Raw genomic sequence first — 14,495 nt, forward strand, 5'->3', positions numbered from 1 at the left:
TAACGAGATATGGCAAACTAAATCTTATTAGTTTGCCATATCTCGTGTTGGTTTTTATTTCGTCTTATCGTCTTATAAGAAATGACTTCCACCAATGAAGAAGAGAACGAAGTAGCCAAGAATCATACTAATGATGCCTACAGTTAGTCCAACCTTCAACATATCGTTCTGCTTTACCAAACCTGTAGAATAGGCGATAGCATTTGGAGGTGTTGAAATAGGGAGACACATTGCTGACGATGCAGCAATAGCAATACCAATTAAAATAGTTGCTGTACCACCAATAGTGTTCAGTGTGTCACCCATGCCGGAGCAAACTACAGCTAAAATTGGCACCAAAAGAGCGGCTGTTGCTGTGTTTGAAATAAAGTTGGACAAGAAGTAACAAATCAGTCCAGAAAGCATCAGGATGATGATTGGGCTAAATTGGTGGAATGGGATACTCTCAATGGCGCGGTCGGCGAGTCCAGAACCGTTCATACCTAAGCCCAAAGCAAAACCACCGGCAACCATCCAGATGACACTCCAGTTAATGGCTTGTAAATCTTTACCCGTAATGACACCTGTGACAGCAAAGATACCCATAGGAACCATTGCCACGGTATTGGAGTCGATGCCTGTAATATCTCGTGGAATGAGCCAAAGCAAGATGGTTAGAATAAATGTAGCACACACTACCCACATGCGCCATCCATGAGAGATGTGTCCTTTGATTTCTAACTCAATGGTCTTCTGTGTGAATGGGAAAAAATTAAGAATAATGCGCCATGAGATTAAGAGTAACACGATTACTAATGGAAACATGAATGCCATCCACTCTCCAAAGTCAATTCCTAAGTTCAGTCCATCGGGATTGTTGAGCGCCTGTAAAGCAATCGCATTAGGAGGAGTACCGATGGGGGTTGCCATACCGCCAAGGTTGGCAGCAACAGGAATACTAAGTGTCAGTGCTATACGACCCTTACCCGATGCAGGAAGAGCTGCAAACACAGGGGTGAGGAAAGTCAACATCATGGCTGCGGTAGCGGTATTGCTGACAAACATAGAGAAAACGCCAGTGATGAGTAAGAAGCCTAACAAGACATTTTCGCTCTTTTTTCCAAAAGGTTTTATCAGATTCTTTGCTAATAATACATCTAATCCTGATTTCGTAGCAGCGATTGCCAAGATAAAACCACCCAAGAAAAGCATGATAACAGGGTTGGCAAAGGTTGCCATGATTTCTTTTGATTTGAGTAGTGTACCAAAAACTTCGTTCTCTTCTCCTTTGAAAAAAGCCAAACTATTATTGGAAACGGTGAGACACATAACAGTAATGATAGCTAAAGATGTGGCCCAAGATGGAATGGCTTCTGTAATCCACGATAAAGTGGCGAAAACAAAAATGGCGATGATACGCTGTTGGACGATGGTAAGCCCATCAATTCCAAAGATGTCTGTTGGTAGGTTCCAAACAATGGCGGTCAGTATCATAATGCAGATGAATTCAATCAGATTCTTCTTGCTCAACTGACCGCCAAGAATATTAGCATTTTCTTGTTCCATGGTTGTATAAGATTTAAGTTAGTATAACGGGACAAAGATAAAAAATTTTTTGTTTCAACCAAAAGAATTGATATAAAAATGGTGTTGGAAATACGGCTCTTTTATTTAAGAGAAATAATTTAACGTGAGTTCGACGAATTTAGAACAGAGCAAGCTGTGTGTCAATAGTCCTTTGTACATTGATACACGGCTTCTTGGGGAACAGGCAATAGGCTGCCATAGCGCCTAATAAATTGACGATGAAATTGTCAAAGCATCTATGTCTGTTGCGCGATATTCTTAAGCTCGTCATTCACAGTTTCTTAAATAGCTCTTTTTCTGAGTAAGAGTTTGTCAGAAACGCTCATCAAAGCTCCTTTCATGTTGCTTTTCAGCTTGGTAATAAGTTGTATTCCATCTACGAACAGCCTTTGGAGAGATTCTTACTGATGTATCCCTTGTCGCCGACCAGCTTGCCATATATGAAATCTACAAAAGCTTTGTATTCGAAAGGCTTACGGTCATCAACATCTACCAGTGTTATTATAAAATTGAGAAGCTCTCCTTTCTCATTGCAAATCAAATGCAATTTGAAACCGAAGAACCAATCCATGGAGCATTTTCGTCTTTGAGATATACCTTTGAAAACCTTATGAATATGTATTCTTTGGTTCTTGCAGACACGCAGTGGTGTGTTGTCAACAAAACTTATGCCCGTGCATTTTCCTAACAAGACTTTCTTGATAAACAAAGCGAGTGGAATGACAACCTCTCTTTCCAATTCTACTATACGGTTGTATGAGACAACTTTAGGAAACAATGACGCAGATGCTTACATACTTTTTCAAGATAGAAATGTTTAAAGCAGCGATAACCAAAGTCGTGAAAAAGAATCATTATTAGCATGACTTCTGCCTTTGACATCGTGGAATCTCGATGATACTTTCTTTTTCCAATAGGCTTGAGCGTATATTTTGCCACCATTGTATCAAAAAACTTGCAGAAATCATCTGCCATACAAAATATTTCAGTAACTTTGTCTTCGGTAATTATAGCGATTTTTGTTAGTAATTGTTTGTAAATCAATATCTTAAAGTTACAACAAATTTCGCTAATCACCAAATTTATAGACACTTATAATTCGTCGAAGTCACGTTATTTTAATTAAACACGATATTCGTTTACTTCGCAGTCGCATCGTTGGTTAATCCACTTACATTATCTTGATTATTAAGTTTGGTGGGACCATGGATGCTTTTCTTTCTGCCAATCGTAAAATTGTATCTAAAATTTATGGCAAATAGATTTTGGAAATTATTCCAAATCGTTTCTTCCTTAAAGTTCATCAAACTATTGTTGCAATAGATGGCAGATGGCTTGGGATTGTGAATATACTGCAATGCCACATATACATTGTTTTTGGAGTAAGATAGCTCACTAAAAACATAGGCCTTCTTCTTTTCCGTTACATCCCCCAATAGATCGGTCATAGAACTTCCTACGTTTCCTAATATGGAAAATTCTTTGTAAGTAATGCTTGCCGTGATAGAAAAGTATTTTGACCACTCACTTAGACTGGCGCCATCAGGCTTTATGGCACTGGTATATACAATTGTTGCGAACGGCTGGATTTTCAAGAATGGGAATGGAAGCCATTGAAGGCTGAGGTCCGCAGCTGTGTATGAGGTGTGTTTAAAATGTTCAAGGGTCTTCACTATCTCTGCGTCTCTACTCTCAAATAACGTCATATAAGGGCGGCGCAGGTACGAATGCCGTATTGCGGCACTCATATAGAAAGTAGGCAGACTTAGTTGGTATTGAAGACGATTATAGAAAGTATAGTAGGGTTGAAGATGAGGATTGCCCACACTATAATATTGATAGTTGAGATAGACTGGATGGATGGTGAGCTGTGAGATGTCAGGAACATTGGATAAGATAAGCGAGTTAAGCCTAATGGAAGAGGAGTGACCAATCTGATAGCTTGCAGACAATGAAGGTTTGAACACGGTATAATGCCTTGCCTTCATTTCTCCATTGTCTTGAATACTATGTTCTATACCTACACCTATGGTGTAATGGAGATTCTTTAACTTGCCTGCAAGATTTGAATATATATAGCAGACTTGCTGTTCCATTGTGGAACGGGTGTTTTCATTATAGGTCTGCCGAAGTTGCTTATAAAAGTATCTTGCCCCGATGCTTATATTTTCATTGGAAAAGGACTTGTTGTAAAGCAACTCCGATATGATGGAATTAGAGTAATTCCTGAGATGGTTGTTGTACCGATAAGTTATTGTATTATCTGAATTTTCTTGGGAAATCTGATTGTTCGATTTGGAATCAAAATAAGATCCCACAAAATTGGCTGTCAATTCCTGGTTGTTCTTCAATTTTCTATTGTAATACAAATCCAATGATATAGCATCATAATTACTTTTAAGTTTTTTTGCCGAATAACCTTGTTGTAGAATTCCTGTACCAAATTTCGTTGTTGCAGTTTGTTGATGGCGTTCCCGCCCTGGGTTGAGGCGATACCTTACTTTAGCAGAAAACAGTTGGTTGTCATCCGGACGAAACATGTAATCTGCCCCTATGATATGATACTCCCCCTTGTAAGTACCAGGAAGTCCTTGCAGTTTGCTGGAGAAATTTGCATGGTCTATCTCATACTCGTAAGTCTGATTGATTCTGTTGTCGTTAAGATTCCTGTAATCAATGAAATAAGAAAGGGCAATCTGGTGCTTGAGCGTGTACCATTTCGCATTGATAGTGTTTGTTCCGTAACCCGTTGTAAATGAGTTTACTGTATTGATAAAACAGTTAAACCCGCTATCCTTTTCTTTTATGGTAAAGACGCTTAGGACTGCACCTACGTTTTTATTGGCAAATCTTGCTGGTGGCTGTGTAAAATACTCAACTCTCCTGATTTTTTTTGCAGATAGAGCCATTAAGTCATTTTCATTCGCTTGTATGCCATCTATGAGAATGAGTATATTCTGCCGGTCTGTCGTTTGAAGGATATTTGAAATTCTATTCAATTGAAATTGTGGCATTTCTCCCAAGGCCGCCAAGGCAGAGGAGGCTCTTTCTTTCAGACTTTGTGGGATGAGTAATTTGTCCTTACTCCCGAAAGTCTCAATCTCCCTTGCAGAAATAACTACTTCCTGCAGTTCTTCAGAATACCGCTTCAAGATGATTTCGTGATGAGACTTGGCCGCTAAACATATCGTTTCGTAACCCACGGAAGATATCTTTAGTATAAGTTGCTGGGAGACAGTATTCGGGAAAGAAAAATATCCCTTATTATTGGATACCGTACTGGCAATCAGAACACTATCAGGAATTTGGTACAGCCCAATAGTTGCAAATTCGACAGGTAGTTTTTCCTCATCTATTATCACTCCGGATATCTGGGCGTTGAGAACTTTGCACGAAAACAACAGAACTATTATAAAGACAAACCTCATGATTGTATGGTATTATATAATAACGAGTATTTTCTCTTCAGTTTCTCAATATCCAGTTCCATTCCAATCATGGAAAGGCAGAAAGAATCTCCATAATACAAGGAGCGAAACGTAGAAATTACCAGATTTAGGTCAAGGTCTTTTTTGAGTTCGCCCGCCTCGATGCCACGGCGACAATACTCAATCCACAGGTCAGAGATATTCGTTTCCAGTTCCTTTAACTTCTCCTCAAAACCTTCATAGTGGAAATCTGCAGAAGACAACAAATTGACAAATTGAGTGGAACTTGCCTCTGCGTTAGCGGCTTTCATTCTTTCCATTCTCTGCCGTATAAGCTCTAAATCGCTCATGATGAAATCCCAAAACGGCGTTTCTTCCGAAACTGATATACCGTTGTGCAAGGACTCGGACAGAAAATCGAGGACAAACTTGTCAATGACAGCCTGGTATAACCCTTCCTTGTTCTTCACTTTATAATATATGGCACCACGCGACAACCCGGTTATCTCCTCAATATCTGCGGTTGTTACATCTGCATATTCCTTCATTAAAAAGAGCTTGAATGCCCCCAAGAGGATATTATATCTGCGTTCTTCTTTCTTTGTCATTTATACATGTATTAGCTGCATGAGAATAATATTACGTTCGTACTATTTTTTTTATCGGTAGCAAATATATTGATATTTTTTTAATTTTCCAAGAAATTGCCGATTTATTAAATTATAGTAAAAACAATCTTCTCCTATGGTTTCAATCATGAGTTAAAGCGTATGAACCGAATCGAATTGCTTGTGTTCAATGTCTACCTCATTTGCATTCATGGTTGTAACTACAATGACCCTTCAATGCAAGAGCTGCTACTTTTATTTTTTATCATTCTTGGTACGGGAATACAGTTGTTTTTGTCCTACAATTTTACCAAAAAGCGACCATTCAAAATCTTCAAAATAGAAAATTTTAATAGGCAAACGCGCAACAAAATTATGCTGATTTTGACAAAATAAACGTCTCTTGCGGTTGAAATATTGATTTAACGCCCTTGGAAACACTCAATAGAGGTGTTATTCACATACAGTAGCAGCATTAAAGCATGCAAATAGGAGGCTTATCTTAATGCTTTAGTCGCAAAGAAGGGGCAAATTTACGCATAAAAAGAGAGGCTTTAGTTGTAATGTGTTCAATAACAAATGATTACGAACGTCGCTCATTTCTCGCGTATTTGCGACCAACAATGACGTTGGATGTTTTCACGCGAGTTATGAGAGACACTTTGTAAAGAAAATTCAGCATTTTATCTCCTCCCATGCAGCGTACTTCCAATTTTACGAACCGATTGCAAACAACGTATGAACTCGCCTCTTCATCACTTATCTGCATCTCTTGTTTTCGGTAAGTTGGATAGAACGCAAACGCTTTCTTTATCGACATGTGCGTAAATGCTTTTTGGTTTTGTTCGTGTTCTTCGTTGTACAAATATCATTCCTATACGAAGAAACTGTGATTGGAAAAAAGAAAAAGAACAATTGATGAAAATGGCGTTCTGTGAAAAAGTGACGAATAGATAACGTGAAACTTCGTAATTTTTGTACATTTGCACTGATTTATGGATGATTTGCTCAACAATTAACGCACATGAAAATATGACTAAATGTAACTCTTCTTTCTCTCTCATCGCTTGTGGAATCTTGATGATGACCTCCATCACTATGGGGTGCCAATCCAAGCAGTCAAAGAAATCAACCCATGAAGGCACGAAAGTAGAACTAAAATATGCGGAACATATCCAAATGCAAAAATATCCTCTGTTTACAGTCGTTACTTTAGCGAATCCGTGGGATGAGGGAAAGGTTCTACATACGTATGTGTTGGTCAACCGTAAAGACTCAGCAAGGGTAAATCATCTGCCAAAAGGTACCTTAGTTTATACGCCCATTGAGCGTAGTGTGGTTTTCTCGACCGCTCATTGTAAGTTGCTTGAATCTTTAGGCGCATTGGATGCCATTGCGGGGGTAGCCGATTTGAAGTATATTCTTATTCCAGCAATTCAACATCGAGTAACGACTGGAAAGATTGTTGATTGTGGAGACGGGATGAGTCCTAACATAGAGAGAATGATAGCGTTACATCCTCAGGCTCTTCTTTTGTCTCCTTTTGAGAATAGTGGGGGATATGGAAAGTTAGAAGGGTTGGGTTGTCCCGTCATTGAGTTGGCAGATTATATGGAGACATCACCGTTAGGAAGAGCCGAATGGATGAAATTTTATGGGATGCTCTTTGGCTGCGAGCAGCGTGCAGATTCGTTGTTTGCCGTTGTCGACAGTGCCTATCAACGGTTAAAGTCACAAGTTCAATCATGGTCAGAGGGAGCTTCTCTCTTGACAGAGCGTCAAACGGGGAGTGTTTGGTATTGTCCAGGAGGAAAGAGTACCATAGGGCAAATGATAGCCGATGCACATGGGAAATATGCTTTCTCTGCTGACAAACACAGTGGAAGTTTAGCACTTTCTTTCGAAGAAGTATTGGAAAAGGCAGGCAACAGCGAGGTGTGGGCTTTCAAATATCATGGTGAACATCCCATGACCAAACAAGACTTGCTGGCAGAATACCGTGGGTATCGTGTTTTGCGAGCTTTTAAGCAAGGGAAAATCTATGGTTGTAACAGTCGCATAAAACCATATTTTGAAGAAACACCGTTCCGTCCTGACTTCCTCTTGCGTGATATCATCATTATGTTGCATCAACCCAACGCCTCTTGTTTAGGTAAATTGCGGTACTACGTACCTCTGCCATAGCTCCTTCCACAGGTATCTTTTGTCAATGGAATGATGCATGGGATGCTGTCAATCATCTGTAAAACAGTCAGAGAGTGTCATTTTCAAGGATAAAAGTGTATGGGTTACCTACGCCAATGGCTCACCGCATTGATTTCACTCGAGGGGGTTGTCTGGAAAATTGAATATCGAAATGTGGTATCTCTTATTATATATAAGGTGAAACTCATGAAACAGGATGTACATCTGTCATGCGTTTGAAGGAGTCACAAACTGAAGAGAACCTTCTATGAGGCAGAAAAGAAAAAGGAGACCGAAGTCTCCTTTATGTTTATTCATCAATGACGAGCGTGTGCTGCTGTTAATGTGCAGCCTCAAACTCTTTGAGGAAGCGCAAATCATTCTCCGAGAAAAGGCGCAAGTCGCTAACCCGATATTTCAAATTGGTGATGCGTTCTACACCCATACCAAAGGCATAACCGCTGTACACCTTACTGTCAATGCCGCAAGCCTCGAGTACATTGGGGTCTACCATGCCACATCCCAAGATCTCTACCCAACCAGTTTGCTTGCAGAAGCCACAGCCTTCACCACCGCAAATAAAGCATGAGATGTCCATTTCGGCACTCGGCTCTGTAAATGGGAAGTAACTTGGGCGCAAACGAATGTCAGTATCTGGACCAAACATTTCGCGTGCAAACGTAAGCAACACTTGTTTGAGGTCGGTAAACGATACATTTTTGTCAATATACAGGCCTTCTACCTGATGAAAAAAGCAGTGGGCACGTGCAGAAATCGCCTCGTTACGATACACTCTTCCTGGACATATAATGCGGATAGGAGGCTCGTGAGTCTCCATATAGTGCGATTGGTCGCCCGAAGTGTGTGAGCGTAGCAATACATTCTTAGTCACATTGTTGGGATGCTTGTGAATGAAGAATGTGTCCTGCATATCTCGTGCGGGATGATCGGGTGCAAAGTTTAATTTGGTGAAGACGTGTAAATCGTCATCAATCTCAGGTCCATCTGCCAAGGTGAAGCCCATGCGTTGAAAGATATTACAGATTTCGTTCTTCACAATGGTTAGCGGATGCCGTGTTCCCAAGCGAATAGGATAAGCCGAGCGTGTAAGATCAAGCGATACGGAGGACTCATTGGCTGTTCCAACCGTGTCCTTGAGTGAGTTGATTCTATCCTTAGCCAACTGCTTTAATTCGTTGATCTTCATGCCGACAGTTTTCTTTTCATCAGCTGCCACATTGCGGAAGTCGGCCATCAGCGCATTGATTTCACCTTTCTTACTGAGGTATTTTAGGCGCAACTGTTCCACCTCATCGGCATTCTTTGCCGAGAGGTTGCTTACTTCTTTGAGAAGTTCATCTATTTTGTCAAGTATCATACTTATATAATTTCCTCTTTGCAAAGGTAATATTTTTACATTAAAAACACGACTTATCTCAAAATTAAGTAGTAAATTTGCATAAGAATGGTTAAAGGGACGTATGAAGAGTACGCTCACTCCGTCAACAATCAATAAGATAAGGTATGTTTGACACCAAGTAATTCATTTTAAGATGAAATTTGAGAGACCATGATAAAAGAGAAAAATAATCTGTTGAGAAAGGCAACTTTTGTTGCCTTAGGTTTTTTTGTGTTGATATCTTTGCTGTTTTCAACTGCTGGTTGTTTCGATAAAAAGCCAACAGCGGTGGACACCCTTGCGGTAGACTCTGCGATAACTGACACCCTTGAGGACGATACGTTGTCGAACATTATTGCTGAATCGCCGATGTCCAAATCGGCAGATGAGTTGTTTGATGACTTCTTCTTTAACTTTGCTGCCAACAAGAAGCTGCAATACAAGCGCATCAAATTCCCTTTGCCCGTCATGAAGAATGGTAAGCAAGAACGCACCATTACAAAAAATCAGTGGAAAATGGACTACTTCTTTATGAAGCAAGGCTATTTTACATTGATTTTTGACAGATTCAAGCAGATGGAAGTTGTAAAAGATACTACGGTGAAGAATGTCACGGTAGAAAAAATATTATTTCCTATCAAGACCATTAAGCAGTATCAATTTGAGCGAATTAATGGCGAATTTATGCTGACGTCCATTATTTACCAGCCTATTCATGAGAGTGTGAATGGTTCCTTTCTAAACTTTTATCAACGATTTGCTGTAGACAGTGCTTTTCAAATCAAGAGTTTGAATGAAACTGTTGAATTTACAGCACCCGATCCTGATGATGATTTTGGAACGATTACGGGCTCTATTGTCCCTGAACAGTGGCCAGGATTTAAGCCACCTATCATTCCAAAGGGCACTATTTACAACATCATGTATGGACAAAAACATGTTGCTGGAAAACAAAAATTGTTCGTGGTTCGCGGTATTGCCACAGACTTAGAGGTGATTATGCTTTTCAGACATCGAAAAGATGGGTGGAAGTTGATGAAATTTAATAGTTAAAACTACAAGATGTTAGATCGAAAAAATTACAGTTTACGACAGCATAATACTTTTGGCATTGATGCACGGTGTAGACGATTCATTGCTTTTGATTCGAAAGAAGAATTACAGCAGGCGTTGTCCACATTGACACCACAAGATGAACCTTTCATGCCACTGGGAGAGGGGAGTAACCTGTTGCTTACGAAAGATTTTGAAGGGACAGTTTTGCACTCTCGAATTCAATTCGTTGACATCAAGATAGAAGACAGTATTGCTACCGTAAAGGCGGGTAGTGGGGTTATATGGGATGATTTGGTGGCGGCTTGCGTGGAGCAAAAAGCTTATGGATTGGAAAATCTTTCCCTCATTCCTGGCACCGTTGGCGCAGCAGCAGTGCAAAATATTGGTGCTTATGGTTGTGAGGTAAAGGACTTTATTCAAGCTATTAATGCCGTAGAAATAGCCACAGGTCATGAGGTGACCTTTACCAATGCTGATTGTCAGTACGCTTACCGCTATAGTAAATTTAAGGGTGAATGGAAAAATAAATATGTGATTATTTCGGTTGAATTGAAGTTCAACTGTACCTATTCTCCGCATTTGGATTATGGTAACATCCAGTTCGAGTTGCAGCGCAAAGGCATTGAACATCCTACACCACAGCAGTTACGAGACACCATTATTGCCATTCGACAGGCAAAACTCCCTGATCCTAAAGTGCAGGGCAACGCAGGGAGCTTCTTTATGAATCCTATTGTGGGTATGCAGCAATACCAAGCGTTGGCAGTTCGATACCCGAAAATGCCGCATTATCAAATAGATGGATTGTCTGTAAAAATCCCAGCAGGCTGGTTGATAGAGCAATGTGGTTGGAAAGGCAAAACTTTAGGACGTGCTGGGGTGCATGACAAACAGGCTTTGGTGTTGGTGAATCGTGGAGGAGCTTCGGGAAGTGATATCGAACGTCTGTGTAAAGAAATCCAAGAAGACGTCAGCGAGCGTTTTGGCATCGCCATTCATCCAGAGGTAAACATTCTATGAAACTTACATTTTTAGGAACAGGAACATCGGGTGGCGTCCCTTCGTTGGGGTGTCATTGCGCCGTTTGTGAGAGTCACGATCCACATGACAAACGGTTACGTACAGCTGCACTCTTAGAAACAGACACTACGCGCATACTCATCGACTGTGGTCCCGATATTCGTCAGCAACTAATGCCTTTTCCTTTTCAGCCTCTTGATGCCGTCCTTTTAACGCATATTCATTATGACCATGTGGCAGGAATAGATGATTTGCGACCTTTTTGTGTTTTCGATTCCCTTCAAATCTATGCCGATGAACCAACTGCTGAGGCATTACATCGCACCATGCCATATTGTTTTGGTGCTCATCTTTATCCAGGTGTTCCTTTATTGGATTTACATGTTGTTCAGCCACATCAAGAGTTGCGCGTTGGTGACATAGACATCATGCCGTTTCAAGTAATGCATCATAAGCTGCCTATCTTGGGGTTTCGTTTCGGTAGTTTTGCTTATATCACGGATATGAAAACTATTCGAGACGAAGAGATGCCTTTTTTATCAGGAGTCAAAACCTTAGTGGTAAATGCTTTGCGCTATGAACCGCAGCACCATTCACATATGACTGTAGCGGAAGCGATTGAGTTTTCGAATCGTGTAGGTGCAAAACAAACTTATTTGGTTCACATGAGCCATGGTATAGGATTACACCATGATGTGAATTTTCAATTACCTGATGGCATCCAGTTAGCTTATGACGGGTTGCAAATTGAAGTGTAAGCGAAATGAACTTATTTTAGACAAAAAGACGAAGTTTGTGGCAAATAACGGACAAAAATATCTTTAATACGGTTAAAAAGCGTTATAATTCAAACATTTCTTTTCAAAAGAATTGCATCTCTCATTATATTTTGTAACTTTGCAATGTGTTTTTCATAGTATTAGATTTAAGGTTAACAAGATTGAGAGTACAGCGGTACTCTTTTTTTTATGCCTAAAATCGATAACATCTTGGTTTACATGTGCTCTCTAACGATATTGTTGAAACGACATCTTTATTACAGTGATGTAAAAAAGGGGATAGTCTTTCTTGTAACTATTTGTTCTGGAAGTTTATCAATGTAATATCTTAAAATCTTTGCAAGAGATAAGAAAAATAAGAAATCATCAAGAGACAATTCTTTAATGTCAATTATTTTTATTATATTTGCATTATCATTTTTCAATTAGTCTACCTTTTAGGCTTTTTTACTTAATACGAATAATTTTTTAGGTTGATATGATTCTTACACTCGTTGTACTATTAGTAACGGTCATCTTTTTTGTGATTGGTCGTTTGCGAGCCGATATAGTGGCACTGTGTGCCCTTTGTGTGTTGTTAGTAGCTGGTGTTTTGACACCAGAAGAGGCTTTTTCAGGTTTTTCCTCCAATGTGGTGATTATGATGGTGGGACTGTTTGTGGTAGGTGCTGCCGTTCTACAAACGGGTTTGGCAAAGGCTTTAAGCCAAAAAATCATACAGTTGGCGAAAGGTAGCGAGATAAGATTGTTTTTGTTGGTGATGCTGACCACATCCTTTATTGGAGCCTTTGTGAGCAATACTGGCACGGTTGCGCTGATGATGCCCATTGTCGTAAGTATGGCAGCGCAATCTAATTCCAGTCCAGGAAAGTTACTTATGCCTCTTGCTTTTGCCAGTAGCTTAGGCGGAATGCTCACACTGATAGGTACACTTCCGAACCTTGTTATTCAGGAAACGTTGGTAGACGCAGGCTATGAGCCACTCACGTTTTTCTCATTCACTCCTGTTGGAATTGTTTGTATTGCCGTTGGTATTATCGTTTTGTTGCCATTGAGCCGAATGTTTCTTGGGAAGGACAAGAAAAAAGGTGGAAGAAGAAAACCTAAAGATAAGAGCTTGGACGAGTTGGTGACAGAGTATCATCTTCAAAATTATACGCAGGCTTACCGTATTGGTAACCATTCTCCACTCCATGGTAAGACAGTTGCCGAACTTGATTTGCGCAACCGTCACGGACTGTCCATTATTGAGATTCGAAATGATTCCTCGAGTAGTGGACGTATTATACGTCAGGTCAAGCAAAAGGTTCCAAAACCGTCCACCGTTTTACAAGCAGGAGACGTGCTTTATCTCACAGGAGACATCAAGGACATGGATGTCTTTGCCACCAAAAACTCACTCGCCAAGTTAGACAATAGCTCTGTTGACTTCTATGATATAGGTATGGCAGAGCTTGTACTCATGCCCAATTCGCGTATTACTGGTATTCGCCTTAAAGATTCTACCATTGGTGAAAAGTATAATATCAATGTGGTAGGGATTCGTCGCCGAAGAGATTATCTCGTAAAAGACTTGGCAGAGCAGAAGCTCCAAGCTGGTGATGTCCTTTTGGTGCAAGGGTTGTGGAGCAATATTGACAGACTTGAAACAGCCGAAACCGATTGGGTAGTATTGGGACGACCCATAGAGCAAGCCAGTAAGGTAACGCTCAATTATAAAGCACCCATTGCAGCCTTTATCATGTTATTGATGATTTGTATGATGGTGTTCGATTTCATTCCTCTTCAACCCGTCACAGCAGTGATGATTGCAGGTCTGCTGATGGTCTTAACGGGCTGCTTGAGAAATGTCGAGGCAGCATACAAAGCCATTAATTGGAGTAGTATCGTACTCATTGCAGCGATGATGCCCATGTCCATAGCATTAGAGAAGACGGGCGTTTCTTCGTTTATCTCTCAATCATTAGTTGATTCATTGGGAGATATGGGACCGATGATTCTTTTGGCAGGGATTTATTATACTACAACATTTGTGACCATGTTTGTCAGCAATACAGCCACAGCTGTCATCATGTCTCCCATTGCCATGTCTGCCGCTTCGCAGATAGGTGTCAGTCCGTATGCTTTCTTGTTTGCCGTTACGTTAGGAGCAAGCATGTGTTTTGCGTCACCATTTTCAACACCGCCCAATGCGTTGGTGATGAAAGCAGGTCAGTACGAGTTTATGGATTATATTAAGGTGGGACTTCCCTTGCAATTGCTGATAGGAGTGGTAATGACATTTGTATTGCCTTTGCTCTTCCCCTTCTAAAAGTCTCGTAAAAAAGTACTTGTATTATTGGATAGTTCCAATGTTATAGTTTGCTTTTCCTTTTGATGAAAAAGTACAAAAGATAACACAATAAGAGAGTTCTTCGGAACTCTTTTTTGTGTAGAATGGCTGCCCGCTTATATT

9 protein-coding genes and 1 pseudogene are annotated in these 14,495 nt (G+C 40.3%); 5 read left to right on the forward strand and 5 right to left on the reverse strand.

All coding sequences use genetic code 11. The features are described 5' to 3' along the window. Positions 1-72: 72 nt before the first annotated feature. From BN35_RS08235 to BN35_RS08250, 4 genes and pseudogenes are all read right to left on the reverse strand, one after another. Complete coding sequence (locus BN35_RS08235) at positions 73-1,545, reverse strand: SLC13 family permease (protein WP_025071673.1); 1,473 nt, start codon at positions 1,543-1,545, stop codon at positions 73-75. Between the two features lie 139 nt (positions 1,546-1,684). After that, positions 1,685-2,577, reverse strand: a pseudogene (locus BN35_RS08240) (IS982 family transposase). 128 nt (positions 2,578-2,705) lie between these two features. Continuing rightward, positions 2,706-4,994, reverse strand: coding sequence for an outer membrane beta-barrel protein (locus BN35_RS08245; RefSeq protein ID WP_025071674.1), 2,289 nt, complete (start codon positions 4,992-4,994; stop codon positions 2,706-2,708). Then, positions 4,991-5,602, reverse strand: a complete 612-nt coding sequence (locus BN35_RS08250) for a TetR/AcrR family transcriptional regulator (protein ID WP_025071675.1) — start codon at positions 5,600-5,602, stop codon at positions 4,991-4,993. Before BN35_RS08250 ends, BN35_RS08245 begins: the two co-directional genes overlap by 4 nt. 1,032 nt (positions 5,603-6,634) lie before the next feature. Between BN35_RS08250 and BN35_RS08265 the strand changes: the two genes are divergently transcribed. Then, positions 6,635-7,786: an ABC transporter substrate-binding protein gene (locus BN35_RS08265; RefSeq protein WP_036893144.1), complete on the forward strand. Its 1,152-nt coding sequence runs from the start codon at positions 6,635-6,637 to the stop codon at positions 7,784-7,786. A gap of 340 nt (positions 7,787-8,126) precedes the next feature. Here BN35_RS08265 and pheS read toward each other — a convergent pair whose 3' ends face one another. Continuing rightward, complete coding sequence (gene pheS / locus BN35_RS08270) at positions 8,127-9,164, reverse strand: phenylalanine--tRNA ligase subunit alpha (RefSeq protein ID WP_025071678.1); 1,038 nt, start codon at positions 9,162-9,164, stop codon at positions 8,127-8,129. 192 nt (positions 9,165-9,356) lie between these two features. On the opposite strand from pheS, the gene BN35_RS08275 reads away from it, so the two are divergent. The 4 genes from BN35_RS08275 (at position 9,357) to BN35_RS08290 (ending at position 14,351) form a co-directional block, all read left to right on the forward strand. Continuing rightward, complete coding sequence (locus tag BN35_RS08275) at positions 9,357-10,238, forward strand: DUF4348 domain-containing protein (RefSeq protein WP_102938019.1); 882 nt, start codon at positions 9,357-9,359, stop codon at positions 10,236-10,238. 9 nt (positions 10,239-10,247) lie between these two features. Beyond that, entirely contained in the window at positions 10,248-11,261 is a 1,014-nt protein-coding gene (murB, locus tag BN35_RS08280) for a UDP-N-acetylmuramate dehydrogenase (RefSeq protein ID WP_025071680.1), read from the forward strand. Continuing rightward, the gene (locus BN35_RS08285) at positions 11,258-12,019 is read left to right on the forward strand and encodes an MBL fold metallo-hydrolase (protein ID WP_025071681.1); all 762 of its coding nucleotides are present in this window, start codon (positions 11,258-11,260) and stop codon (positions 12,017-12,019) included. Before murB ends, BN35_RS08285 begins: the two co-directional genes overlap by 4 nt. A gap of 499 nt (positions 12,020-12,518) precedes the next feature. After that, positions 12,519-14,351: an SLC13 family permease gene (locus BN35_RS08290; protein ID WP_025071682.1), complete on the forward strand. Its 1,833-nt coding sequence runs from the start codon at positions 12,519-12,521 to the stop codon at positions 14,349-14,351. Positions 14,352-14,495: the final 144 nt, after the last annotated feature.

This window comes from Hoylesella timonensis 4401737 = DSM 22865 = JCM 15640 (assembly GCF_000455445.1).
In the GTDB taxonomy this organism is placed as follows: domain Bacteria; phylum Bacteroidota; class Bacteroidia; order Bacteroidales; family Bacteroidaceae; genus Prevotella; species Prevotella timonensis.